Origin of the sequence: Rhodococcus sp. PAMC28707 (genome assembly GCF_004795915.1) — a bacterium.
In the GTDB taxonomy this organism is placed as follows: Bacteria; Actinomycetota; Actinomycetes; order Mycobacteriales; family Mycobacteriaceae; genus Rhodococcoides.
The window spans coordinates 3,177,571-3,199,834 of sequence record NZ_CP039253.1; the positions used below are offsets into that span (position 1 = coordinate 3,177,571).

Below are 22,264 nucleotides of genomic sequence, written 5' to 3' on the forward strand. Positions count from 1 at the left end.
CACTGTTCGTTCATCTCGCTGCGGCCACTATCGTCGGATCTTATGAACGCCGATTCCCTCGTCCGTGAGTATCTACAACTCGGTCTGAAATTCGACCGACTCGAAAAGGGCTTCGTCGACGCGTACACCGGTGATCCCGAGTTGCGTCGACAGACCGAGAATGCGCCTGCTCCCGATCCGGCTGCCCTAGCGCGGCAGGCCGTCGCATTGCGGGCCGAGCTCGCTAATGCCGACCTTTCGGCGCAACGTGCCGAGTTCATCGATGTCCACTTGCGTGCGCTGGAATGCTCGGGCCGCAAGTTCGCAGGAGAAGACATCGGTTTCGTCGACGAGGTCTTCGCATACTTCGATGTCCGCATCGAACCCGGGGATCAGGATCACTACGCGCAGGCACACCGAAAGATGGATGAGGTGTTGTCGGGTCCGGGTTCGCTCGCCGAGCGACTGGCTGCTCACCGCGCCGGAGACATAATCCCGGCCGATCGACTCCAGGACTGCGTCGACGCCTTTTCGAGTGCTTTGCGTGATCGTGTGCGAGCAGAGTATTCACTGCCCGAGACCGAACAGGTGCGTTATGAGGTGGTGGGAGACAAGCCGTGGTCGGGATTCAACTATTACCTCGGTGACTTCAAGTCCACCGTGGCCATCAACTCCGATCTCGAACAGCACATGGCGAACCTCCCGCACCTCATCGCGCATGAGGCCTACCCCGGCCACCACACCGAGCATTGCCGGAAAGAGATGGGCCTCGTCGGTGCCGGGCAGCAGGAACAGACCCTGTTTCTCGTCAACACTCCGCAATGCCTGATGGCGGAGGGCCTTGCCGATCTGGCGCTCGAGTCGATCGTCGGACCGGGGTGGGGAGCATGGGCGCAGGAAATCTACGCTGACCTCGGCCTGCGATTCGACGGGGACAAGGCCGAGCGGCTGTCGACGGCGTCGGGCCAGCTGCTCGGGGTGCGGCAGGACGCGGCATTGTTGCTGCACGATCGACACAAGAGCCAGGATGACGTCGCGGCGTACCTGGAGAAATGGGGCCTCGCATCGCCCAAGCGTGCTAGGCAAAGTCTGAAGTTCTTGTCCTCGCCGTTGTGGCGTGCCTACAGCAGCACATACGTCGAGGGATACAAACTTCTCGGTGGTTGGTTGGCTCAGGGCAAGACCGTCAGCGAGCGATCGGCGTTGTTCGGGCGCCTCCTCGACGAGCCGCTGACACCGGGGCAATTACGCATCTCGTAAACTAAGGACGCCCACATTGCTGCCCTCATTTGGAGACCCCTCTTATGGCTGACGTCAACAACCTGTCCCTTGCCGAACTCGATCCTGAGGTCGCCGAGGCCATGGCAGGCGAACTGGGGCGTCAGCGTGACACGCTCGAGATGATCGCATCGGAGAACTTCGTTCCCCGTGCCGTCCTGCAAGCACAGGGCAGCGTGCTGACGAACAAGTACGCCGAGGGCTACCCGGGCCGTCGCTACTACGGCGGCTGCGAGCACGTCGACGTCATCGAGGACCTCGCTCGTAATCGTGCCAAGGAACTCTTCGGCGCCGAGTTCGCCAACGTCCAGCCGCACGCCGGTGCGCAGGCCAACGCGGCAGTGCTGATGGCACTGATCAACCCGGGTGACAAGATCATGGGCCTCGATCTCGCACACGGCGGCCACCTCACGCACGGTATGAAGCTGAACTTCTCCGGCAAGCTGTACGAGGTCGAGTCCTACGGCGTCAGCAAAGAAGACCACCGCATCGATATGGATCAGGTGCGCAAGCAGGCCATCGCGGCCAAGCCGCAGGTCCTGATCGCCGGCTGGTCGGCCTACCCGCGATTCCAGGACTTCGAAGCCTTCCGTTCCATCGCTGACGAGGTCGGCGCATTGCTGTGGGTCGATATGGCGCACTTCGCCGGACTCGTCGCAGCAGGGCTGCATCCCTCGCCCGTGCCCTACGCCGACGTCGTCTCCTCGACCGTGCACAAAACTCTCGGCGGACCCCGGTCCGGCTTGATCCTCGCGAAGAAGGAATGGGCGAAGAAGCTCAACTCGGCAGTGTTCCCCGGCCAGCAGGGTGGCCCACTCATGCATGCGATCGCCGCCAAGGCCGTCGCTTTCAAGATCGCTGCGACGCCGGAGTTCAAGGAGCGCCAGGAGCGCACCCTCCTCGGAGCTGCACTCCTCGCGGATCGCCTGAACGGCAAAGACATCGCGGACAAGGGAATCTCGGTTCTCACCGGCGGCACCGATGTGCACCTCGCTCTGGTGGACCTGCGTAACAGCCAGCTCGACGGCCAACAGGCCGAGGACCTCCTCCACGAGGTCGGCATCACCGTCAACCGCAACGCCGTGCCGTTCGATCCGCGCCCGCCGATGGTCACCTCCGGCCTGCGCATCGGCACCTCGGCACTCGCGACGCGTGGCTTCGGCGAAGCAGAGTTCACCGAGGTCGCCGACATCATCGGCACCACACTCGCCACCGGCGAAGCCAGCGATTCATTGAAAGAGCGCGTCGTCAAGGTCGCGCAGAGCAAGCCGCTCTACGACGGCCTCGAAGACTGGGGCCTGATCGGCTGATTGCCACCTCTTCGCCGAGTAGGCAGGTCGGCCTGTTCGACTAGCAGGCCTGTTCAACTCGCCCGACCTGCTTGAATGGTCCATTCATACGAATCGGGCGGTTTCAAGTGGTTGTTGCAACGACCACTTGAGATTGCCTCGATCGTACGAATGGACTATTTGAGCGGGGGGACAGGGACCCCTCCGACACGGTGCGATGGGTTAACGCGGTGTTCACCGACACGCACCCTGCTACCCGCGCCAATCCTCGGAATCGGCGGTACCGTCGGCAGTAACAGACAGCGGGGAAGCTGACTGTGCGGGAGGTTCTGATACGTGACTGAGCTAGTGAGTGCGAGAGGTCCGGCACCCGGTCCTCGTGTCAGCTGACACGTCAGGACCGACCGGCCGAGCGACAAGCGTTCGTGTGGCGTCGCGCGAACAATAGGAGCCCCACGTGACCACTTCACGCTCCGTTTCCGCCCCTCTTCGGACATTCGTGCTGGACACCTCGGTTCTACTGTCGGATCCTTGGGCTGTTATTCGCTTCGCCGAGCACAATGTGGTGCTGCCGCTCGTGGTCATCAGCGAGTTGGAGGGTAAACGCCATCACCACGAGCTGGGATGGTTCGCGCGGGAGTCATTGCGCATGCTCGACGACCTTCGCGTCGAACATGGTCGGCTCGATCTACCTGTTCCGATCGGCACGCAGGGCGGCACACTGCAGGTCGAGCTCAATCACACCGACGCAGCCGTTCTGCCTGTCGGTTTTCGTACCGACTCCAACGATTCGCGAATCCTGGCGTGCGCACTCAACCTGGCGGCCGAGGGCAAAGAAGTAGTGCTTGTCAGCAAGGACATCCCGCTGCGAGTGAAAGCCGGTGCGGTGGGATTGCCCGCCGACGAGTATCACGCCCACGACGTCGTGCCTTCGGGTTGGACCGGGATGGCCGAACTGGAAGTGCAGCCGGCCGACATCGATCGGTTGTTCGCGGACGGTGTCATCGACCTGGACGACGCACGAGAAATGCCGTGTCACACAGGAGTTCGCTTGCTCGGGGGCCGTTCGAGTGCATTGGGACGTGTCACAGCGGACAAGCAGGTGCAGCTTGTGCGCGGCGAACGCGAAGCATTCGGCTTGCACGGACGCTCCGCCGAACAGCGGGTCGCGCTCGACTTGCTGCTCGACGAGAGCATCGGCATCGTCTCGCTCGGCGGCAAGGCCGGAACGGGAAAGTCTGCGCTGGCACTGACCGCAGGTCTGGAGGCCGTCCTCGAGCGTCGTACTCATCGGAAAGTGGTTGTCTTTCGCCCTCTGTACGCGGTCGGCGGTCAGGAGCTCGGGTACCTACCCGGCAGTGAGAGCGAAAAAATGGGCCCCTGGGGGCAGGCCGTGTTCGACACCTTGGAAGGGCTCGTAAGCCCAGAGGTGATGGAGGAGGTCATTGCACGCGGAATGCTGGAAGTATTGCCGCTCACCCATATTCGTGGACGATCACTGCACGATTCCTTCGTGATCGTCGACGAGGCTCAATCACTCGAACGCAATGTTCTGCTCACTGTTCTGTCCAGGCTCGGCAGTGGCTCCCGCGTCGTTCTCACCCACGACGTGGCGCAGCGTGACAATCTCCGCGTAGGACGGCACGACGGCGTCGCAGCGGTGATCGAAAAGCTCAAGGGCCACCCGCTTTTCGCGCACATCACCCTCACCCGAAGCGAGCGTTCGCCGATCGCGGCACTGGTTACGGAGATGCTGGAAGAGTTCGGGCCTTCAGGGGCGTAGATGCATGGAGTGGAAATGCGTTCCTCGGGACGCATTTCCACTCATGGGCGCAGCCGCCACAGCCCACGCACCAACGCCTTCGCGAAGTCGAGATTGTCGAAATAGTCCCGCCACACGAGGATCTTGCCGTCACGCAGCTCGAAAGTGCCACACACCCAGAACTCGATACGCAATCGGCGCCAGATCAGTACGTCGGTGCGTTCGGTGAGCACCACGTCGCCGCTGGGGTCTGCCGCAATGTTGTGGATGGTGACGTCGAATCCGTAGTTCGGCTTCGCCATGACCGCGAGCGCTTTGCGGACTCGGGCTATGCCACGCACTTTCGGAAATCCGACGTTGTGCCAGATGATCGCGTCGTCGAGCAGTGCCGCCGCGCGATCGACGTCGCGCTCCGCCAGAGCCCGCAGCATGTCCTCGACAGTCTTGGTCGAATGCAGTAGATCTGTCACTTGGTGAACCTCCCCAGTCCGTTCCCGTCGAAGTACTCGAGCGTGACGGTGTTTCCGTTGAACGTCGCCTGCGACACGGTGCCGTCGGGAGCGTTCTCGCTCCGCACATCGAAGGCGAACGTATCACCATCCAAGGGCGTCAGGGTGCCGTTGTCTTCGGTGACCGTCGCAGGACCCCAGAACGAATTTCGATATACCCCGGCGTAGGCCGTGAGCGGCTGTGCGGGACCCGGATCGGTGGGCGGTGTCTTGCCGACGAGTTCTCCCATCGGTTCGTCCAGTATTGGGACGAGCGTAAACACTGCTCGCGTGGGATTTGGGAGAATTCACAGAGGTCAGGGGCGCGAGGCTTGACGTTCGGGGCGAGGCGCTACGGTATTCGGATGCCTACGAACTTCACTGACGGTGACCTGTTGCTCCGACTGGAGCCCGCCGTGGAAGAGAATCTGCGCCGACACATCGAAGAAGCAGAGGACTGGCACCCCCACGATTTCGCGCCGTGGGACGACGGCAAGAACTTCGCGTTCCTCGGTGGCGAGGACTGGTCGGCCGAACAATCCCACCTCAGCGAGGTCGAGATTCTCTCTGCCACGGTCAGTGTCCTCGTTGCCGATAATCTGCCCGCCTACCACCGTGAACTGGCCCGTGCACTGACCGGCCAGGGCGCATGGTGGAAGTGGACCGGGCGGTGGACGTCGGAAGAGAATCGTCAGTCGATAGCGCTGCGCGACTTCTTGGTCTTGACTCGCGCTGTCGATCCAGTCGCTCTCGAACGCGTTCGGATGGAAGAGATGACGAAAGGCTACGACGCGCCCAGCCTTCACGTTCTCGATATCCTCGCGCATTTTGCCGTGGACGAGTCGGCGGCTGTGTTGCGAAACAACAATACGATCGCACTCGGTGGCGACCCCGTTCTGGTCAAGATTTTGTCGAAGATCGCCCAGGACGACGCGCTGCAGTCGAAGTTCTACGCGAATATGGTCACCGAAGCACTCGGCGTTGCCCCGGATCAGACCGTGCGCGCTATCGCCGACCGCATCAATGGGTACTCGATCCCCGTGGTAGATCTGCCGGGTAAGGGCAGCAGCACCGAATTGCTCGCCGCCGCCGGTATCTACACGGTGGAACAGCAGAGCGAGAAGGTGTTCAAGCCATTGCTGGCGGAGTGGAACATCTTCGGCCGCGACGACCTCGGCGACGAGGGCAACAAGGCGCGCGACGAGCTGAGCGCATTCGCCTGAGCTGGGTTTACTACCCCTGAACGCGTGAATGGCTCGTTCATACGAAGCAATCGTATGAACGAGCCATTCACGCCGATGCAGGGCGGCTACCGCCGATGCCGGCAACCAACGGTGAAGTCAGTCCTTGACCTTCGCCATGGCCAGCACGTCGAGCCGCTTGTCGAGTTCTTCCTCGCTGAGCTTGTCGCCGATCAGCCCACGGTCGATGACCGTCTGACGGATCGTCTTCTTCTCCTTGAGCGCCTGCTTGGCGACGGCCGCGGCCTCCTCGTAACCGATGGCGGAGTTCAGCGGCGTCACGATGGACGGCGAGGACTCGGCGAGGGTCTTGAGGTGCTCGACGTTGGCGGTCAGCCCGCTGATGCACTTGTCGGCGAACAGTACCGAGACATTGGCGAGCAAGGTGAAGGACTCGAGCACGTTGCGTGCCATCACCGGGATGTAGACGTTGAGCTCGAAGGCACCCGAGGCGCCACCGAATGCGACGGCTGCATCGTTGCCGACGACCTGCACGGCGACCTGTGTAACCGCTTCGGGCAGAACAGGATTGACCTTGCCTGGCATGATCGAGCTACCCGGCTGCAGGTCGGGAAGTGACAGCTCGCCAAGTCCGGTGAGTGGTCCCGAACCCATCCAACGAATGTCGTTGGCGATCTTGGTCAGCGACACCGCGATGGTGCGCAGTGCGCCGGATGCCTCGACGAGTCCGTCCCGAGCTGCCTGCGCCTCGAAGGCGTTCTTGGCTGCGGTCAGGGCTTCGATTCCGGTCGACTCGACCAGTGCTGCAACAACTTTCGGTCCGAAACCGTCGGGAGCGTTGAGGCCGGTGCCCACCGCAGTGCCGCCGATCGGGAGTTCACCCAAACGTGGCAGGGTCGCCTCGACGCGCTCGATACCGGCTTCGATCTGACGGGCGTACCCGCCGAACTCCTGGCCGAGAGTGACCGGAACAGCATCCATGAGGTGCGTGCGTCCGGACTTGACCACTGTCTTCCACTCGACGGCCTTCGCGGCCAGGGCGGAATGCAGGTGCTTCAGTGCAGGCACAAGCGAAGTGACCGCTGCCTCGGTCGCGGCGACGTGGGTAGCCGTCGGGAAAGTATCGTTCGACGACTGCGACATGTTGACGTGGTCGTTGGGGTGCACCTCCACGCCCTTCGCCTTGGCGATCGACGCGATGACCTCGTTGGCGTTCATGTTGGAGCTGGTTCCCGAACCGGTCTGAAAGACGTCGATGGGGAACTGGTCGTCGTGCAGACCGTCGGCGATTTCGTTCGCAGCCGCGATGATCGCGTCGGCAAGCGTTCCGTCGAGCAGTCCGAGATCCCTGTTGACCTGCGCGCAGGCTGCCTTGAGCAGGCCCATCGCGCGGATCTGAGTGCGCTCGAGCGGACGGCCGGAGATGGGAAAGTTCTCGACCGCTCGCTGCGTCTGGGCGCGCCAGAGTGCATCGATCGGTACGCGAACCTCTCCCATGGTGTCGTGCTCGATCCGGAATTGCTGTTCGTCTGTCTGCGTCATGAGCCTTACTTTGCCAGTTGGGTACGGGTAATTGTCGTGCTGGGTCAGAGCGCTGGCAGAACCGTCAGAAAGAAGGAGCCTGACCGCTCGTGTCGCCGTCGAAATCGACCGAGGAGTACTCGCGCAGCTTCTCGAGGCGGTGGTACGCGTCGATCATTCGAACGGTGCCGGACTTGGAGCGCATCACGATGGACTGAGTGTGCGCACCGCCGCCCGCGTAGCGCACGCCGCGCAGCAGATCGCCGTCGGTGACGCCGGTAGCGGTGAAGAATACGTTTTCACCCGACACCAAGTCGATGGTGTTGAGGACACGGTCGAGGTCGTGACCGGCGTCGATCGCTTTCTGCTTCTCTTCGTCGTCCATGGGGGCGAGGCGGCCCTGCAGGGCGCCGTCCATGCAACGCATCGCAGCGGCAGCGATGATGCCCTCGGGGGTGCCGCCGATGCCGATCAGCAGATCCGTGCCGGAATCGGGACGTGCGGCTGCGATCGCGCCTGCGACGTCACCGTCGGAGATGAGCCGGATGCGTGACCCTGCGTCGCGAACGGCCTGAATCAGTTCTGCGTGACGGGGGCGATCCAGGATGCACACGGTGACATCGGATGCGGATCCCTTCTTGACCTTGGCGATCCGAGCGATGTTCTCGGCAACCGGAGCTGTGATGTCGATGACATCGGCGTAGTCGGGCCCGACGGCAATCTTCTCCATGTAGAACACCGCCGAGGGGTCGAACATGGCGCCGCGCTCGGCGACGGCCAGCACGGAGATCGCGTTCGGCATGCCCTTGGCCATCAGCGTGGTTCCGTCGACGGGGTCGACGGCGAAGTCGACCTCCGGCCCGTTGCCGTTGCCGACCTGCTCGCCGTTGTAGAGCATCGGCGCTTCGTCCTTCTCGCCTTCGCCGATCACGACGACGCCGCGCATGGAGACCGAGCTGACCAGCTGACGCATAGCGTCCACCGCTGCTCCGTCGCCGCCTTCCTTGTCGCCACGTCCTACCCAGCGGCCCGAGGCGAGTGCGCCGGCCTCGGTGACTCGTACGAGTTCTAGGGCGAGATTGCGATCTGGCGCCATGGCGCGGGTGGACTCGGTGCTGGTCGTCATCGGTTTGTAGCCTCCTGGTAGGTGGGGGTCTTACCCAGCGCGATTATCTCATTCAGCGCCGTTGTTCGCCGAGGAGGGCATGCGCCGACCCGGCATCGACGTCCTGCGGGGATACTGGAGGCGTGGCGAACAGTAAACCCCGGATCCTGAACAACAACCGTGACATGGTCTGGTCCCTCATTCCGCTAGTGATCGCCTGTCTGTTGATTGCCGGAATTGCCAGTCAGTGCACGTTGAGCCCAGGCGGGCCGACGCAGGGACCGATCCCGAACTTCGACGTCGCCGCGGCAATGCAGTACGACGCGTCCGAGGTCGACTTCCCGATCCGCAACCCCAAGGTTCCCGACGACTGGACGCCTAACTCGGGAAGCCGCGGATCCATCGCAGGCGATCAGGGTGGGGACACCAGCACTGTCGGATACATCTCCGGTGCCGGGCGCTACAACCGGCTCACGCAATCGAACGCAAGTGAAGACGTGCTCGTGCCGTTCGCTGTCGGCGAGCCTCGATTCGCCTCGGGAACTCAGTCGATCGACGGCAAGGAGTGGGTCGTCTACACGCAACAGAGCGAAGAGCCGGTGTGGGTGACGGACCTGGGTGACGTGCGGCTGCTCATCACCGGTAGCGGATCTTCCGAGGAATTCACCACGCTCGCCGCTGCGACTACCCAAGCGACACCCCTGACACCTTGAACTCGAGCCTTGGCGAGCGTCAGTCCTGGTCCTTCACGTGTGCGAGGGCATTCTCGACGCGCTTGCGTGCGCCGGCGAGGTGCTCCTCGCAGCGGGTCGCGAGCAATTCGCCTCGTTCCCACAAGGCGAGCGATGCGTCGAGATCGAGGCCACCCTGTTCGAGAACCTTCACCACGTCGACCAGTTCGTCTCGGGCAGCCTCGTAGCCCATTTCTTCGATCGGTGTTTCAGTCAAGAGTTTTCTCCTATCGAACTTTGCCCATGACCGCGGCAGTCACTGCGCCGTCGGCCACTCGTACTCGGATCTGTGTTCCCGGTGGTGCGTCATCGACCGAACGCAACACCTCGGGATCGCCGCCGGCGACCATGCGTTGCACGACGGCGTAGCCACGCGCCAGCGTCGCTGCGGGCCCGAGGGCTTGCGATCGATTTCGTAAGTGTTCGACGAGGGTTTCCTGTTTCGCGAGTTCGCGCAGAACGTCGCGTCGGGTTGCCTCGCGCAGTCGCGTGATCTCCTCGCGGCGACGCTCGATACCTGCGATCGGGTCGGCAAGGACCGGTCGATGTCGGATCATCTCGAGCCCACGCGCTTCTCTGGCGACCCAGTTCCGGAGCGCAGCAGCAGTTCTGGACCTCAGGTCGGCGACGAGATTCTGCTCGGCTACGGCGTCGGGCACCACCAGCTTGGCGGCGTCGGTCGGAGTCGCGGCACGTAGGTCGGCGACGTGATCGCTGAGCGGGCTGTCCGGTTCGTGTCCGATGGCGCTGACGATCGGTGTGGTCGCGGCCGAGATCGCGCGGCACAGTGCCTCGTCGGAGAACGGCAGCAGATCTTCGACGCTACCGCCTCCGCGGGCCAGGATGATGACGTCGACGTCGCTGTTGTCGTTGAGTTCTTTCAATGCGCCGAGGATCGCGGGCACTGCCTGCGGGCCCTGTACAGGAGTGTGTCTGACTTCGAATCGTACTGCCGGCCAACGCCTTTGCGCAACGGTCAGAACGTCCTTCTCGGCGGCACTTGCGCGCGCGGTGATCAGGCCGATCGTGCTGGGAAGAAATGGAAGTGGCCGTTTGAGGCGCGGATCGAACAGGCCTTCGGCAGCCAGGAGGCTGCGTAGACGTTCGACTCGGGCAAGGAGTTCGCCGACACCGACGGCCCGAATGTCGGTGGCACGCAATGAGACTGTGCCTCGGCCGGTGTAGAAAGACAGCTTGCCGTACAGGATGACCTGCGCGCCTTCGGTCAGTGGGACCGGTGACCGCTCCAGCAGTTGCGGCGAGCAGGTGACCGACAGTGACATGTCGGCCGACGGATCACGCAGGACGAGAAACGCGGTCCGTGTACCTGGCCTGGCATTGATCTGGGTCAGTTGGCCCTCGACCCAGACGCTCCCGAGTCGGTCGATCCACCCGGCGACTTTCATCGCTACGGTGCGGACCGGCCACGGCTCTTCGGCGCTGCTCGGACCGGGGCCCGACGTCTGATTGGTTGCGCTCACTTGGCTTTCGCTGTGGTGATTCGGTTCTCGAGCATCGTCAGGAACGGAGCACGTGCGCGCGAATCGGCCTCGTAGTCGAGGAGCGTCTCCAAGTCCTCGAGGGACAGGGTGCGCAGACGAGCACGTAATTGTGCGAGCGCTAGGGCGTCGTAATCGACGAGGTCGACGATCTCCGGTCGCTCGGTGGACGTCACGGCCTGCACTTCTTCCTCGACCTCGGCCGGCGGAGTGGAGTACAACGCGAAACGACCGGTCGCAGCGACAGGCTCGTGGTCCGGGACGTCGAGCTCTTCGTTCTCGTTCAGCGAGGGCGGGGCATGGTCGTCGTCGAACACAGCCCAAGACGGCTGGTCCTGAGCGGGGGTTCCGACGAGAGGCAACAACGAGATGACCTCGTCGCCCTTGATCGCGAGAGCGGTGACCTGCTGTTGAAGGCGCATCGAGCTGGCCAGTATTTCGCTGACGACCGTCATTGGAAAGGTGACCGCGGTACCGGGGAGCTTGCGCGCCTCTTCGACGACGGTCACCACCACGCCCGCGGCCACACGTGCAGCAAAAGGGACACGAGTCATATTCACAGCCTGCCTGAAGTCCAGGCATTTGGGTAGCCGACAGGCGGGTCGCCCACTAGTCGGAATCGCGGCGCCCTGCTCACGTACCCTGTAGTCATGTCTTCGGCTGTTCCACTGAACCTGGGTATCGCACGTCCATCGGGCGCTGATTCCGCCCCTTACACCGGAGGAAAACGAGTACTCCTGGCAGAGCCACGCGGCTACTGCGCCGGCGTCGATCGCGCGGTCGAGACCGTGGAGAAGGCGCTGGAGCAGCATGGTGCTCCGGTGTACGTCCGTAAGGAGATCGTGCACAACCGGCATGTCGTCGAGACGTTGGCCGATCGCGGGGCCGTCTTCGTCGAGGAGACCGACGAGGTGCCTGAAGGCGCACTGTTGGTGTTTTCCGCGCACGGCGTATCGCCCGCGGTACACGCTTCGGCTGCGGAGCGTCAGCTCCGCACCATCGACGCCACCTGCCCCCTCGTCACCAAGGTTCACCAGGAAGCCAAACGGTTCGCCCGCGACGACTACGACATTCTGTTGATCGGCCACGAAGGGCACGAGGAAGTGGAAGGCACTGCCGGTGAGGCGCCTGAACATGTGCAGCTCGTGGACGGCCCGGACTCTGTCGACGACGTCACCGTGCGTGATCCGAACAAGGTCATCTGGCTGTCGCAGACCACACTCAGCGTCGACGAGACGATGCTCACGGTCGCACGTCTACGTGAGCGCTTCCCGACATTGCAGGATCCGCCGAGCGACGACATTTGCTACGCGACACAGAACCGTCAGGTCGCGGTGAAGGTGATGGCACCCGAGTGCGATCTGGTGATCGTCGTCGGGTCGACGAACTCCTCCAACTCTGTCCGGCTGGTAGAAGTGGCACTTTCCGCCGGTGCGCGCGCCAGCTACCTCGTCGATTACGCGAAGGAGATCGACCTGGCCTGGCTGACCGGAGTGCAGACCGTCGGCATCACTTCGGGTGCGTCGGTGCCGGAGATTCTTGTACAGGGAGTCATCGATCTGCTGTCCGAGCACGGCTATGCCGATGTTCAGCCCGTGACCACGGCCAACGAAACTCTCGTCTTCTCACTGCCGCGCGAGCTTCGGCCGACCAAGGCCTGATCGGCTTCCGACGTTCGGGCGAGCCTAGTCAGGGTTCGGTGCGGTCCCGGTAGCGAACCTGCGGGAGCGGATGCGGCGGGACATGTGCGCTTGCCGGTGCCGAACGCGGATCCATACCGGTTTGGCGGGGCGCCAGTGGCTGCGGCGGTCGGGGTGCGGCCCGCCTCGGCGGGAGCGTCGACCGATCCGCGTCGACCGGTCCGGGTCGATACGGGTCGGCGCCATATGGGTCGGCGGCCGGGCTGTCATAGGACGGCTCGGCGCGTTCGCGCCGCGCTCGACGTCCCTCGGTGCTCGGACGGCTCTGGCGGTCTCCGGTGCTCTGGCGGCCTTCGGCACTTGGACGGCTCCTGCGGCCCTCGGCGCTCGGCCGGCGTGCGTCGGTACTTCGGCGTTCACCGTCTGTCGAGTGGCCGTCGGATGCGGGTCCCCGTCCGGAAACCCGATCCTCTGGACTGCGCGCTGAATCCGGTGCGTTCTTCGTCTTCGCCCTGGACGCCCTCGTACGGTCACGTGTTTGCTTGGCCCTGTCGCGGACCGAGCGAGTGGGGGCGTGAGTGGACTGCCTCTTGAGGTAGATGCGTGCACCGCCGATCCCGATTGCCAGAACGGTGCCCAGCAGCATCAACGGAAACCGATTGACCAGGGGAATAGCGGCATTCAGCAGAATGTCCTTCACGCCGGTTCCCGGATTCTCGGTGAAGTACTGATACGCCATGGGGACCGCGACGAACAGGATCAATGGAGCCTGGACCAGCGCCGTGAAGAGGCCGCGATATCGGACCAGGACAACTGCGGCAACGACACCGATGATGTAAAAGCAGGCGAAAGCAGAGGTCAGCTCGGTTCCGCGGGCTGCGTCGATGACGAAACCGAGAAAACTGGCACCGCCGGCGATTGCCACCGCCCCCCACGCTGGGACGCCGGGTACTGATGCGAGGGCTGAACGTTGATCCAGCGGAACCCCGGAACGGGCTCGTTGGGATGTAGACACCCACCGAGATTAGCGGCTGATCACCCGACTGCGTCGCTGACGTGACCGAACTGGTGCAACGGATGCGACGAATCGGACACTTTCGGTCGGCTGTCGACCCGGCGGACCTCGACGACTTCGGTATCGAAAAGCTCGAGCTCGGATAGTTTGCGTGCTGTCACTGTGACCCTGGAATCGACCGAAGACACGGTGGAGTTGAAGGAGTCGACTGCCTTGCCGAGATGCCCGCCGAGCTTGTCCAGGTGCGCGGCAACGACTCCGAGTCTGGAATACAGCTCTCGTCCGAGCATCTGAATTCGAGCGGCGTCCTCGGCGAGCGACTCCTGCTTCCACGTGTACGCAACCGTGCGTAGAAGGGCGACCAAAGTCGTGGGAGTGGCAAGTATCACATTCCTGGTGAATGCGTATTCCAGCAGCGACGAATCGGACGTGAGCGCGGCGTCGAGAAACGGGTCACCTGGGACGAATAGAATCACGAACTCGGGCGTCGGTTCGAACGAGCGCCAATATTCCTTGGCCGACAATTGATCAACATGTGTTCGCAGGTGCCGAGCATGCCGAGTCAACTGCTTGCTTCGAGCATCGGCGTCTTCCTCCTGCGCGGCGTCGAGATAGGCCGCGAACGGAACTTTGGCATCCACCACAATCTGCCGACCGCCTGCCAACCGGACGATCATGTCCGGGCGAACCCCGTCCCGGGTGACCTGGGTGTCGAAATCGCAGTGCTTGACCATGCCGGCGAGCTCGACGACCCGTTCGAGTTGTATCTCACCCCAACGTCCACGAATCTGCGGTGCGCGCAACGCGGTGACCAGTTGGGACGTCTGCGTTGACAGATGAACCGATGCGCGTTGCATCCCGGTCACCTGCTCGGTCAGACCGGCGTATGCCCGGATTCGACTGTGCTCTACCTGTCTTACCTGCTCGGTGAGCGCGTCTACGGCGTCGTGCAGCGGTTCCACCAGATGTGACACCTGTTGGCCGATTGCTCCTGAATGCCTGCGGGCCGAATCCTCGTTGACGGCATCGAGAGATCTTCGCAGCAGCGCCTCGTTGTCGCGGAGTGCCGCCAACTGTTCCTCGGCGCGCACCGCACGATCTCCGAACCTGCTCGAGTGCAACAACCATCCGAGGGCTGCCCCGAGAGCGAAGGCGAATGCCATTCCGACAGCGGTAAGTGCGTTCATGACGCAGATGATGCCCGAGGGCACCGACAGGCTTCTCGGATCAGCCCGAGGGCCTGTCTACCTCGCAGGGCGCAGGGGCCGACTGGCCGTAGCGGTTGAGCGCGTTTGTCGGTGGCCTCCGTTAGCGTCGTATTCATGAAGATCCTGCACACCTCGGACTGGCACATCGGCCGCACGTTCCACGGCGTCGACCTGCTTGCCGACCAGGCTGCTGCGCTGGCGGCCATTGCGGATCTGGTTGCCACACAAAGAATCGACGTGGTGGTCGTGCCGGGTGACATCTATGATCGCGCCGTGCCGAGCGCAGATGCGGTCCTCGTATGCAACAGGGGACTGGAAGCCATCCGTGCGGCTGGCGCTGTCATCGTGGCGACCTCGGGCAATCATGATTCGCCGGCGCGGCTCGGTGCGGGTGCAGCATTCGCCTCGGCAGGCGGTTTGCATCTGATGACCCGTGTGGGCGAGGTAGGCACTCCGGTGGTGATCGACGACGAGTTCGGTCCGGTCGCCTTCTACGGAATTCCTTATCTGGAGCCGGAAACCACGCGGATCGAACTCGACGTTCCCGGTGCGCGGTCGCACGCGGATGTGTTGGATGCGGCGATGGAGCGCATCACCGCAGATCTCGGCGGCCGACGGAGCGGTGCGGATCACGTGCGATCGGTGGTGCTGGCTCATGCGTTCGTCGTCGGTGGTGAAGCGACCGGTTCCGAGCGTTCGATCTCGGTAGGTGGGGTCGAGACCGTTGCAGCATCTGCATTCGACGGTGTCGACTATGTTGCGCTGGGCCACTTGCATTCTCCGCAGACGCTGACCGACCGTGTTCGTTATTCGGGCTCGCCGTTGCCGTATTCGTTCGGTGAGCGGTCTCACCGGAAAGCTGTGTGGATACTCCAACTCGATGCGGACGGTCTGGGCGCGGTCGAGAGAGTGGATTTGCCGGTCGTCCGTGGTTTGAGCCGGATCGAAGGCACCGTCGAAGAGCTGACCACTGCAAGCGAATTCGCCGACGCCGAAGAGCACTACGTGTCGGCCGTCCTGACCGATCCGATTCGTCCGGTCGATGCCATGCGCGCGCTGCGTGCCCGCTTCCCGCACGCTGTTCACCTCGAATGGTCGCGTCCTGCAGGCACTTCCGAGCTGCGGTATCGTGATCGCGTGCGCGGTCGCACCGATATCGACATTGCCACCTCGTTCGTCACCGACATGCGAACTACTCCCGAAGCGCGGGAGGTTTCGTTGCTCGAACGGGCATTGGCTGCGGTGCAGCGCGAGGACGTTTCCCGTGACGACGAGCGTGTCGAGCAGTACGAGTTGTCCGGACGCAGCGCATGAGCCGACCGGCATGAGACTGCATCGACTCGAGATCACTGCATTCGGTCCCTTCGCTCGAACCCAATCCGTCGACTTCGACGCCCTCGGTGCCGACGGACTGTTTCTGCTCCACGGTCAGACCGGTGCGGGCAAGACCACTGTTCTCGACGCCGTCGCCTTTGCCCTGTATGGAACGGTTCCGGGTGCGCGCAGGGAAGGCAAGCGCCTTCTGTCCGACCATGCTGCGCCCGGTGCGGTACCCAGAGTGGTGCTCGAGGCCACTCTCGGTGGCAGACGCGTCCGGATCGTTCGCTCTCCCGAGTACCTGCGGCCCAAGAAGGGCAAGAGGACGGGTACCACCAAGGAAAATTCGAAGGCCAGTCTGACGTGGCTCGACGGCGATGGGCAGAACTTGACCCGCCTCGACGAGATCGGTGAGGCAGTGGGCGCCGCACTCGGGATGAGTGCAGATCAGTTCTTTCAGGTCGTCCTCCTGCCTCAAGGTGAGTTCGCTCGGTTCCTGCGTGCGGACAGCGAAGAGCGTGGCAATCTCCTCGAGAGGCTGTTCGACACCAGCAGGTTCGGGGACGTGGAGCAGTGGTTTGCCAACGAAAGGCGTTCCAGCGCAGCGTTGATGGAGTCTTCGCGCATTGCCATCGACAAGTTGCGCGGTCGGATCGCCACGGCCTCGGGCGAGGACGAAGGACTCGACCGTGAACCGATGGAGTGGGCCACCGATGTTCTGGGGCGTGCTCGCGGTGCGCACGCCGCGGCGTCGACAGCGCTCGCAACTGCGCGAGGCAAGGCCGAGCTCGCCGCCTCGGCACTCGATCGCCACAAAACTCTCCTCGTGTTGAGGCAACGACGAGACCTCGCGCGGAAGCAGTTGGCCGAGTTCCACGGGGCAGCCCCCGAGCGGGACGTGATTCGCCGAGAAGTCGAACGGTCTGCTGCTGCAGGCCCTATCGCGACGCTCGCCGCCGAGTATGCGAAAACCGCACGGGCCTACGACCTCGCTGCGCGTGACGCAGAGTCGGTGCGCGGCTCGTTGGCGATGATCGATGGATCCGATATGGTCCTCGCCGCGTCGTCCTCGGATGCAGACGAAGCTCGGGCGGTCGTCGCCAACGCTGTGCGCGAGTGGACGACGGCGGTGGTCGGCCTCCAGGAGATGCGGAAGTTGGCTATTCGCGCCGATGCGGAGGAGGCCGTTGCGCGCGAGCTGACCTCCGAGTGCCTTGCCGTCGAGAAGGCTGTCGAAGCAGCACTCGTCCTCAGAGAACAGTTGCCTGCGGCGATCGCTGCAGCAGAACTCTCGGTGACCACTGCTGTGCACGCTGCCGCGAATGTGCCTGCGCTCGAGTCCGAATCTGCCGCTGTCTCCGATGCAGTCAAGGCGGCAATCGAACTCACGAAGACTCGAACCGCGCTCGCCTCGGCCGAGTCGGCTCGCGAAGCGGCACGCACGGCGCACAACGACACTCGGGAACATCTACTCGATCTGCGAGAACGACGTCTCACCGGAATGGCCGCGGAGCTGGCAACAGAGCTTGTCGACGGCAGCCCGTGCGGAGTCTGTGGATCCCGGTCGCACCCGGAGCCTGCGTCGGCCGCCGACTCGACGGTCACGAAGGCGGAGGAAGCCGAGGCGAGCAGTGCCGAGCGTAGAGCGGCCGCTGCCGAGAATCTTCGGACTGCGGAAGCGGCCGAGCTTGTTCGGGTGCTCGATGCACTCATTGCTCGTTCCGGTGGCCGCGGTAGCGATGAACTGGTGGTGGCCCTTGACGAGGTGACTACTCGATTGACGGCAGCAAGGACAGCTGCTGCTTCACTCGACGACCTTCGGGCGGGATTGGCTCACCTCAGGTCCGAGGATCACCGGCTCGCTTCCGTCATTGCCGAGCATCGATCCACTGCAGCGGGTCTCGCTGCACGGGCGGCTCAGGTTAGGAGCGCCGTCGAGGGGATGCGCGCACGTGTCGCCGCCGCTGTCGACGGTGAGGAGACACTCGATCAGCGTGTGGCGCGCCTCGAGAAGCTGATCGCACTCTCCACCGATCTTCAACACAAGAGGGTCGCTGCCGCTCGCGCGGCCGACATCAGCGGGGCGATCGCCGAGCGACTGGCAGCGCAGGTGTCGGAATCCGGCTTCGAGTCCGCCGAGGACGCAGCGGCCGTGGTGATCCCCGCCGAGCGAGTCCGGAGCATCGAGAAGCAACTCGCTGCAGCACACGACATTCGCGCTCATGCCGAGCAGGTTCTTGCCGAACCTGCGATCGCAGCCATCGGAGACACCGACACCGAACCGGTGGAGACAGCACCCTGGCAGGAGGCTGCCGACGCTGCAGCGGTCGAACTCGATGCTGCCGTTGCGCGCCAGGCCGAATGCAAGCGACGCTTCGAGCAAGTGGAAGAACTGACCGCCCAGTTGTGGGCCGCAGTCGACCGCGCGGCACCGATGCAGGCCAAACACGACCAGTTGGCTGCACTGACCGACGTCGTCGCAGGTCGAGGACAGAATGCTCGAAAGATGTCACTCCGGTCGTACGTGTTGGCCTCGCGCCTCGAGGACGTCGCCGAGTCGGCGTCGGCGAGGTTGCAGCGTATGTCAGCGGGACGATACGAGTTCGTTCATTCCGACGAGGCCGAATCTCGTGGGAGGCGTGGCGGATTGGGCCTCGACATCCGTGACGACTACACCGGAGTCGTCCGTTCGGCGAAGACGCTGTCGGGAGGAGAGTCGTTCCTGGCGTCGTTGGCGCTTGCTCTCGGGCTGGCGGACGTCGTGGCCGCAGAATCCGGCGGAGTCGTCCTCGACACGATGTTCATCGACGAAGGCTTCGGCACGCTGGACGCCGACACCTTGGAATCGGTCATGGGGGTTTTGGACGAACTCAGGGCCGGCGGGCGTGTGGTGGGAATCGTCTCCCACGTCGATGAGATGCGTCAACGAATACCGAGCCGGCTCCACGTCATTCGTGAGCGGGACGGGTCGAGGCTTCAGCTCTTTTCGGCGTCCTGAGCTGACTTTTCGTCCTCGTCCTCGTCTTTCTCGTCGGTCAGTAGTTCGTCCGGATCCGGCGCCGACTCCTCTAGTTCTGCCTGGCTGGCCTCGTTCGAGCGTTCGTCGGCTTGCTCGGAGACGTAGCGAATCAGGACCGCGGCTACGGCGGCGGCAGGTACAGCGAGGAAGGCACCGACTATGCCGAACACCGAACCGCCACCGGTGACGGCCAACAGCACGATCGCGGGATGCAGATTCATACTGCGACTCTGCAGAACCGGTTGCAGAACGTTTCCTTCGAGCTGCTGAACGGCGAAAATGATGGCCAACACGATCAGCGCGGTGGTCGGTCCGTTGGCGACAAGTGCGACCAAGACGGCCAAGGCGCCTGCAACGAATGCACCGACGATGGGGATGAATCCGCCGAGAAAGGTGATGGTGGCGAGGACGAGCGCCAGCGGCACATTGAGAACGATCAATCCGAGGCCGATGAAGAATGCGTCGATGAGGCTCACCACTGCCTGGGTTCGGATGAACCCACCGAGCGTCGCCCACATTCGTGCCAGGATCTCGGCGAGATGTCTTCCTGCACGACCACCGGCGAAGCCGTGCAGCCACGGAGTGAATTTGGGCCCGTCCTTGACGAAAAAGAACGTCAGTACGAGGACAAGTGCCAGGGTGATGAGAATCGAGCTCGCGGCGGTAACACCACTGAAAACACCGGAGGCAATGGCGGTTCCGCTTTCCTGCAACCGGGAGGTGATGGCCGAGACAGCATTGTCGATCTGCTCGTCCTGCAGGTTGATCGGCGGGCCCTTGAGCCAGTCCTGTACCTGGGACACGCCCTGCGTCGCTTTGTCTACGAGCTCGGGCGCCGAGTCCACGACGGACGGGACGATCAATGTGATCACGCCACCGATAACGAGGAAGAAGACGACGAGCGAAGTCGTGGCCGCGAGAGCGGCCGGGATACCTACGCGCATGAGCCACTTGGTCGGCGGCCATAGAACGGTTGCCACGATGATCGCGAGCAGCGAAGGGAGTATGACTACCCACAGCGCCGAGATGATCCAGCCGAGTACCCAGGCCCCAGCGGCTACCGATACGAGGATCAGCGACCACTTTGCCAGCCACACCCCACCGACACCGATGAGGTCGCCGCGATCGCGCCCAGGCTTACCGTTGGGCACTGTCTGTTCCGTCACGTCGGTTGTCCTTTTCGGTGGCTTCGGACTCGGGTACCCGAGTGACTCTAACGTCTCGATTGCCTGTACTACCCAACTGTCGACGCGCTCAATCCTCAGGCCACCTCGTGCGCCAGTAGCCAGGTCTTCGCAGGCAATCCCCATCTGAAACCGCCGAGTGCCCCACCGATGCGAAAGACCCGGTGACACGGAACGAACAGTGCCGCTGCGTTGCGCGCGCAGGCCGATGCCGCGCCGCGGATGGCGGCCGGACGGCCGGCCATATCCGCGAACTCCGAGTACGTCACCGGCGACCCGGCGGGAACGGTCCGAAGTACTTTCCACGCATACATCAGAAATTCTCCGGACTGTTGTGCGACGGGTATGTCGTCGATGACCGTGAGCTCGCCGCGGTGGTAGTCCTCGATTGCCGCGGTGATACTGCCGAGGTTCGATACCATCCGGATGTCGTTGGGCCGCAACGACTTGTGAATCAGCGGTTGCAGGTCTTCGGTAGTTGCAGTCCATCCGGACGCCAGCACGCAGCCTTCGGCGTCGACTATGGCGGTGAACGGTCCGATCGGGGTGTCGGTCGTGGCGGCAGTTGCAGTCATAGTCCTCTTCTTTCGAGCGCGATGTTCCACAGGTGCATCGAGACGTACGAGCGCCATGGCGCCCATCGGCTCGTATCGGTGAGGGGGATGCCGAGCGCTTCGGCGCCCTGACGGACAACGAGGTCGGTGTCGAGCAGCACGTCCGGGTCGGCCAGCAATCGCATCACCACGTATCGGGCGGTCCACGGGCCGATGCCTTTGAGCGCGAGAAGGTCTCGTTCGAGGTCTTCGGCCGATCGCGCGACGTGCAGCTCGATCTTGCCCGACGCGATCGCGTCGGCCACTCCGATGATCGCGCCTACTCGTGCCTTGGGGCCGGTGAGTACTTCGTGTCCGTGTTCGGCGACGGCGGACGCGTCGGGGAACAGTCGGGTGATGGTGCCGCCGCCCGGATCCTCGATCCGCTCGCCCAGCGCCTCGACCAGGCGCGCGGTATGCGTGGCAGCGGCACCCAGCGAGATCTGTTGGCCGATCATGGTCCGTAACAGCAACTCTGTGGCGTCGACATTTCCGACGACGCGTATGCCCGGGTGTGCCGCAACATTCGGTGCAAGAGCAGGATCTGCGGACAGGGCGGTATCCACGGCTTCCGGGTCCGCATCCAGATCGAGCAGGCGTCGGACCCGGGCCACGGCGGGGGCCAAGTCGCGCATATCGTGCAGGCTCAACGTCGTGTCGACGTAACCGTCCTCGATCCGAAGTCCGACGATGCCATGTCCGTGTGGGAGTCGAAGGGATCGGCGGTAGGTTCGATCGTCGAAGGACTCGACGCCGGGTACAGCATGACCGCGAAGGAACCATTCGAGCCAGGTTCGATCCAACGGTTGGCGGTAGGGGAGTCGTAGCGTGACGGTCCCGTTGCTGGACAGGGTCTTCGTTCGGGTGGCTTCGCCGCGCAACGTGGTGGGGTTCACTGCAAACACTTCAAGAATGGTCTCGTTGAACTGGCGAACGCTGGAAAACCCGGACGCGAATGCGATATCGGTCATCGTCATCGTCGTGGTCTGGATCAACGTCCGAGCCGTGTGCGCCCGATGCGCACGCGCCAATGCCAACGGGCCTGCACCGATCTCGGCGCTGAGAACCCGCGTGAGCTGGCGGGTGGAGTACCCGAGCGAATCGGCCAGCGAGTCCACGCCGCCACGCTCTACCGCGCCGTCGGAAATGAGCCGCATAGCGCGGGAGGCCAAGTCCGAGTTGATATTCCATTGTGGTGAGCCAGGGGTGGCGTCGGGTTGACAGCGTCGGCAGGCTCGAAACCCGGCCTGTTGCGCTGCCGCCGCCGTCGGAACGAACTGCACGTTCTTCGCTTTGGGCGTGACTGCCGGACACGACGGGCGGCAGTAGATACCCGTCGTGCGGACGGCCGTGAAGAACTGCCCGTCGAAGCGGGTGTCACGTGCAGATACGGCCCGATAGCACCGCTCGAAGTCCAACTCCATGCGATCCACT

General features: G+C 63.5%; 20 protein-coding genes. 8 read left to right on the plus strand and 12 right to left on the minus strand.

Annotated elements, in window-relative coordinates:
• The first annotated feature begins 42 nt into the window (after positions 1–42).
• From E5720_RS14615 to E5720_RS14625, 3 genes are all read left to right on the plus strand, one after another.
• A complete protein-coding gene (locus tag E5720_RS14615; RefSeq protein WP_136171241.1) occupies positions 43–1,239 on the plus strand; it encodes a DUF885 domain-containing protein in 1,197 nt (398 codons plus the stop codon).
• Positions 1,240–1,283: 44 nt separating this feature from the next.
• Positions 1,284–2,567 carry a serine hydroxymethyltransferase gene (glyA, locus tag E5720_RS14620; RefSeq protein ID WP_136171242.1) on the plus strand — a complete coding sequence of 428 codons (1,284 nt, stop codon included), beginning with the start codon at positions 1,284–1,286 and terminating at the stop codon, positions 2,565–2,567.
• A 436-nt stretch (positions 2,568–3,003) separates the two neighbouring features.
• A complete protein-coding gene (locus E5720_RS14625; RefSeq protein ID WP_210729874.1) occupies positions 3,004–4,329 on the plus strand; it encodes a PhoH family protein in 1,326 nt (441 codons plus the stop codon).
• A 41-nt stretch (positions 4,330–4,370) separates the two neighbouring features.
• On the opposite strand, the gene E5720_RS14630 is transcribed toward E5720_RS14625, so the two are convergent.
• Positions 4,371–4,778 carry a limonene-1,2-epoxide hydrolase family protein gene (locus E5720_RS14630; RefSeq protein ID WP_136171243.1) on the minus strand — a complete coding sequence of 136 codons (408 nt, stop codon included), beginning with the start codon at positions 4,776–4,778 and terminating at the stop codon, positions 4,371–4,373.
• Positions 4,775–5,047, minus strand: coding sequence for a hypothetical protein (locus E5720_RS14635; RefSeq protein WP_136171244.1), 273 nt, complete (start codon positions 5,045–5,047; stop codon positions 4,775–4,777). Before E5720_RS14635 ends, E5720_RS14630 begins: the two co-directional genes overlap by 4 nt.
• Positions 5,048–5,161: 114 nt before the next feature.
• Between E5720_RS14635 and E5720_RS14640 the strand changes: the two genes are divergently transcribed.
• A complete protein-coding gene (locus E5720_RS14640; protein ID WP_136171245.1) occupies positions 5,162–6,019 on the plus strand; it encodes an acyl-ACP desaturase in 858 nt (285 codons plus the stop codon).
• A gap of 117 nt (positions 6,020–6,136) precedes the next feature.
• Here E5720_RS14640 and E5720_RS14645 read toward each other — a convergent pair whose 3' ends face one another.
• Together E5720_RS14645 and glpX are read right to left on the minus strand one after the other, a co-directional pair.
• Positions 6,137–7,540, minus strand: a complete 1,404-nt coding sequence (locus E5720_RS14645; protein WP_136171246.1) for a class II fumarate hydratase — start codon at positions 7,538–7,540, stop codon at positions 6,137–6,139.
• Positions 7,541–7,604: 64 nt separating this feature from the next.
• On the minus strand, positions 7,605–8,645 hold the full coding sequence (glpX, locus tag E5720_RS14650) for a class II fructose-bisphosphatase (RefSeq protein ID WP_136171247.1): 1,041 nt from the start codon (positions 8,643–8,645) through the stop codon (positions 7,605–7,607).
• A gap of 122 nt (positions 8,646–8,767) precedes the next feature.
• Between glpX and E5720_RS14655 the strand changes: the two genes are divergently transcribed.
• The gene (locus E5720_RS14655) at positions 8,768–9,337 is read left to right on the plus strand and encodes a DUF4245 domain-containing protein (protein WP_136171248.1); all 570 of its coding nucleotides are present in this window, start codon (positions 8,768–8,770) and stop codon (positions 9,335–9,337) included.
• Between the two features lie 19 nt (positions 9,338–9,356).
• Here E5720_RS14655 and E5720_RS14660 read toward each other — a convergent pair whose 3' ends face one another.
• From E5720_RS14660 to E5720_RS14670, 3 genes are all read right to left on the minus strand, one after another.
• Entirely contained in the window at positions 9,357–9,548 is a 192-nt protein-coding gene (locus E5720_RS14660) for an exodeoxyribonuclease VII small subunit (RefSeq protein ID WP_247596336.1), read from the minus strand.
• Between the two features lie 34 nt (positions 9,549–9,582).
• Entirely contained in the window at positions 9,583–10,761 is a 1,179-nt protein-coding gene (xseA, locus tag E5720_RS14665) for an exodeoxyribonuclease VII large subunit (protein WP_247596337.1), read from the minus strand.
• Between the two features lie 71 nt (positions 10,762–10,832).
• Positions 10,833–11,408: a lipid droplet-associated protein gene (locus tag E5720_RS14670; RefSeq protein ID WP_136171250.1), complete on the minus strand. Its 576-nt coding sequence runs from the start codon at positions 11,406–11,408 to the stop codon at positions 10,833–10,835.
• A 96-nt stretch (positions 11,409–11,504) separates the two neighbouring features.
• On the opposite strand from E5720_RS14670, the gene E5720_RS14675 reads away from it, so the two are divergent.
• The gene (locus tag E5720_RS14675; RefSeq protein ID WP_136171251.1) at positions 11,505–12,515 is read left to right on the plus strand and encodes a 4-hydroxy-3-methylbut-2-enyl diphosphate reductase; all 1,011 of its coding nucleotides are present in this window, start codon (positions 11,505–11,507) and stop codon (positions 12,513–12,515) included.
• 28 nt (positions 12,516–12,543) lie between these two features.
• Here the strand turns inward: E5720_RS14675 and E5720_RS14680 are convergent, their stop codons facing one another.
• Positions 12,544–13,419, minus strand: a complete 876-nt coding sequence (locus E5720_RS14680; RefSeq protein ID WP_136171252.1) for a DUF6542 domain-containing protein — start codon at positions 13,417–13,419, stop codon at positions 12,544–12,546.
• Positions 13,420–13,529: 110 nt separating this feature from the next.
• Positions 13,530–14,696 (minus strand): DNA recombination protein RmuC, encoded by a 1,167-nt coding sequence (locus E5720_RS14685; RefSeq protein ID WP_136171253.1) that lies wholly within the window; start codon positions 14,694–14,696, stop codon positions 13,530–13,532.
• Positions 14,697–14,831: 135 nt separating this feature from the next.
• On the opposite strand from E5720_RS14685, the gene E5720_RS14690 reads away from it, so the two are divergent.
• A complete protein-coding gene (locus E5720_RS14690) occupies positions 14,832–16,031 on the plus strand; it encodes an exonuclease SbcCD subunit D (RefSeq protein WP_136171254.1) in 1,200 nt (399 codons plus the stop codon).
• A gap of 10 nt (positions 16,032–16,041) precedes the next feature.
• The gene (locus E5720_RS14695) at positions 16,042–19,032 is read left to right on the plus strand and encodes an SMC family ATPase (RefSeq protein ID WP_136171255.1); all 2,991 of its coding nucleotides are present in this window, start codon (positions 16,042–16,044) and stop codon (positions 19,030–19,032) included.
• Here the strand turns inward: E5720_RS14695 and E5720_RS14700 are convergent.
• From E5720_RS14700 to E5720_RS14710, 3 genes are all read right to left on the minus strand, one after another.
• Positions 19,011–20,219 (minus strand): AI-2E family transporter, encoded by a 1,209-nt coding sequence (locus tag E5720_RS14700; RefSeq protein WP_084346068.1) that lies wholly within the window; start codon positions 20,217–20,219, stop codon positions 19,011–19,013. The genes E5720_RS14695 and E5720_RS14700 overlap by 22 nt on opposite strands.
• Before the next feature lie 95 nt (positions 20,220–20,314).
• Positions 20,315–20,812 (minus strand): methylated-DNA--[protein]-cysteine S-methyltransferase, encoded by a 498-nt coding sequence (locus E5720_RS14705; RefSeq protein WP_136171256.1) that lies wholly within the window; start codon positions 20,810–20,812, stop codon positions 20,315–20,317.
• Positions 20,809–22,254: an AlkA N-terminal domain-containing protein gene (locus tag E5720_RS14710; protein ID WP_136171257.1), complete on the minus strand. Its 1,446-nt coding sequence runs from the start codon at positions 22,252–22,254 to the stop codon at positions 20,809–20,811. Before E5720_RS14710 ends, E5720_RS14705 begins: the two co-directional genes overlap by 4 nt.
• Positions 22,255–22,264 lie beyond the last annotated feature (10 nt).

Coding starts and splice junctions, on each gene's coding strand:
- E5720_RS14615 (WP_136171241.1), top strand. CDS start 43: ATGAACGCCGATTCCCTCGTCCGTGAGTATCTACAACTCGGTCTGAAA.
- glyA (WP_136171242.1), top strand. CDS start 1,284: ATGGCTGACGTCAACAACCTGTCCCTTGCCGAACTCGATCCTGAGGTC.
- E5720_RS14635 (WP_136171244.1), bottom strand. CDS start 5,047: ATGGGAGAACTCGTCGGCAAGACACCGCCCACCGATCCGGGTCCCGCA.
- E5720_RS14640 (WP_136171245.1), top strand. CDS start 5,162: ATGCCTACGAACTTCACTGACGGTGACCTGTTGCTCCGACTGGAGCCC.
- E5720_RS14645 (WP_136171246.1), bottom strand. CDS start 7,540: ATGACGCAGACAGACGAACAGCAATTCCGGATCGAGCACGACACCATG.
- glpX (WP_136171247.1), bottom strand. CDS start 8,645: ATGACGACCAGCACCGAGTCCACCCGCGCCATGGCGCCAGATCGCAAT.
- E5720_RS14660 (WP_247596336.1), bottom strand. CDS start 9,548: ATGGGCTACGAGGCTGCCCGAGACGAACTGGTCGACGTGGTGAAGGTT.
- xseA (WP_247596337.1), bottom strand. CDS start 10,761: ATGAAAGTCGCCGGGTGGATCGACCGACTCGGGAGCGTCTGGGTCGAG.
- E5720_RS14670 (WP_136171250.1), bottom strand. CDS start 11,408: ATGACTCGTGTCCCTTTTGCTGCACGTGTGGCCGCGGGCGTGGTGGTG.
- E5720_RS14675 (WP_136171251.1), top strand. CDS start 11,505: ATGTCTTCGGCTGTTCCACTGAACCTGGGTATCGCACGTCCATCGGGC.
- E5720_RS14685 (WP_136171253.1), bottom strand. CDS start 14,696: ATGAACGCACTTACCGCTGTCGGAATGGCATTCGCCTTCGCTCTCGGG.
- E5720_RS14690 (WP_136171254.1), top strand. CDS start 14,832: ATGAAGATCCTGCACACCTCGGACTGGCACATCGGCCGCACGTTCCAC.
- E5720_RS14695 (WP_136171255.1), top strand. CDS start 16,042: ATGAGACTGCATCGACTCGAGATCACTGCATTCGGTCCCTTCGCTCGA.
- E5720_RS14705 (WP_136171256.1), bottom strand. CDS start 20,812: ATGACTGCAACTGCCGCCACGACCGACACCCCGATCGGACCGTTCACC.
- E5720_RS14710 (WP_136171257.1), bottom strand. CDS start 22,254: ATGGAGTTGGACTTCGAGCGGTGCTATCGGGCCGTATCTGCACGTGAC.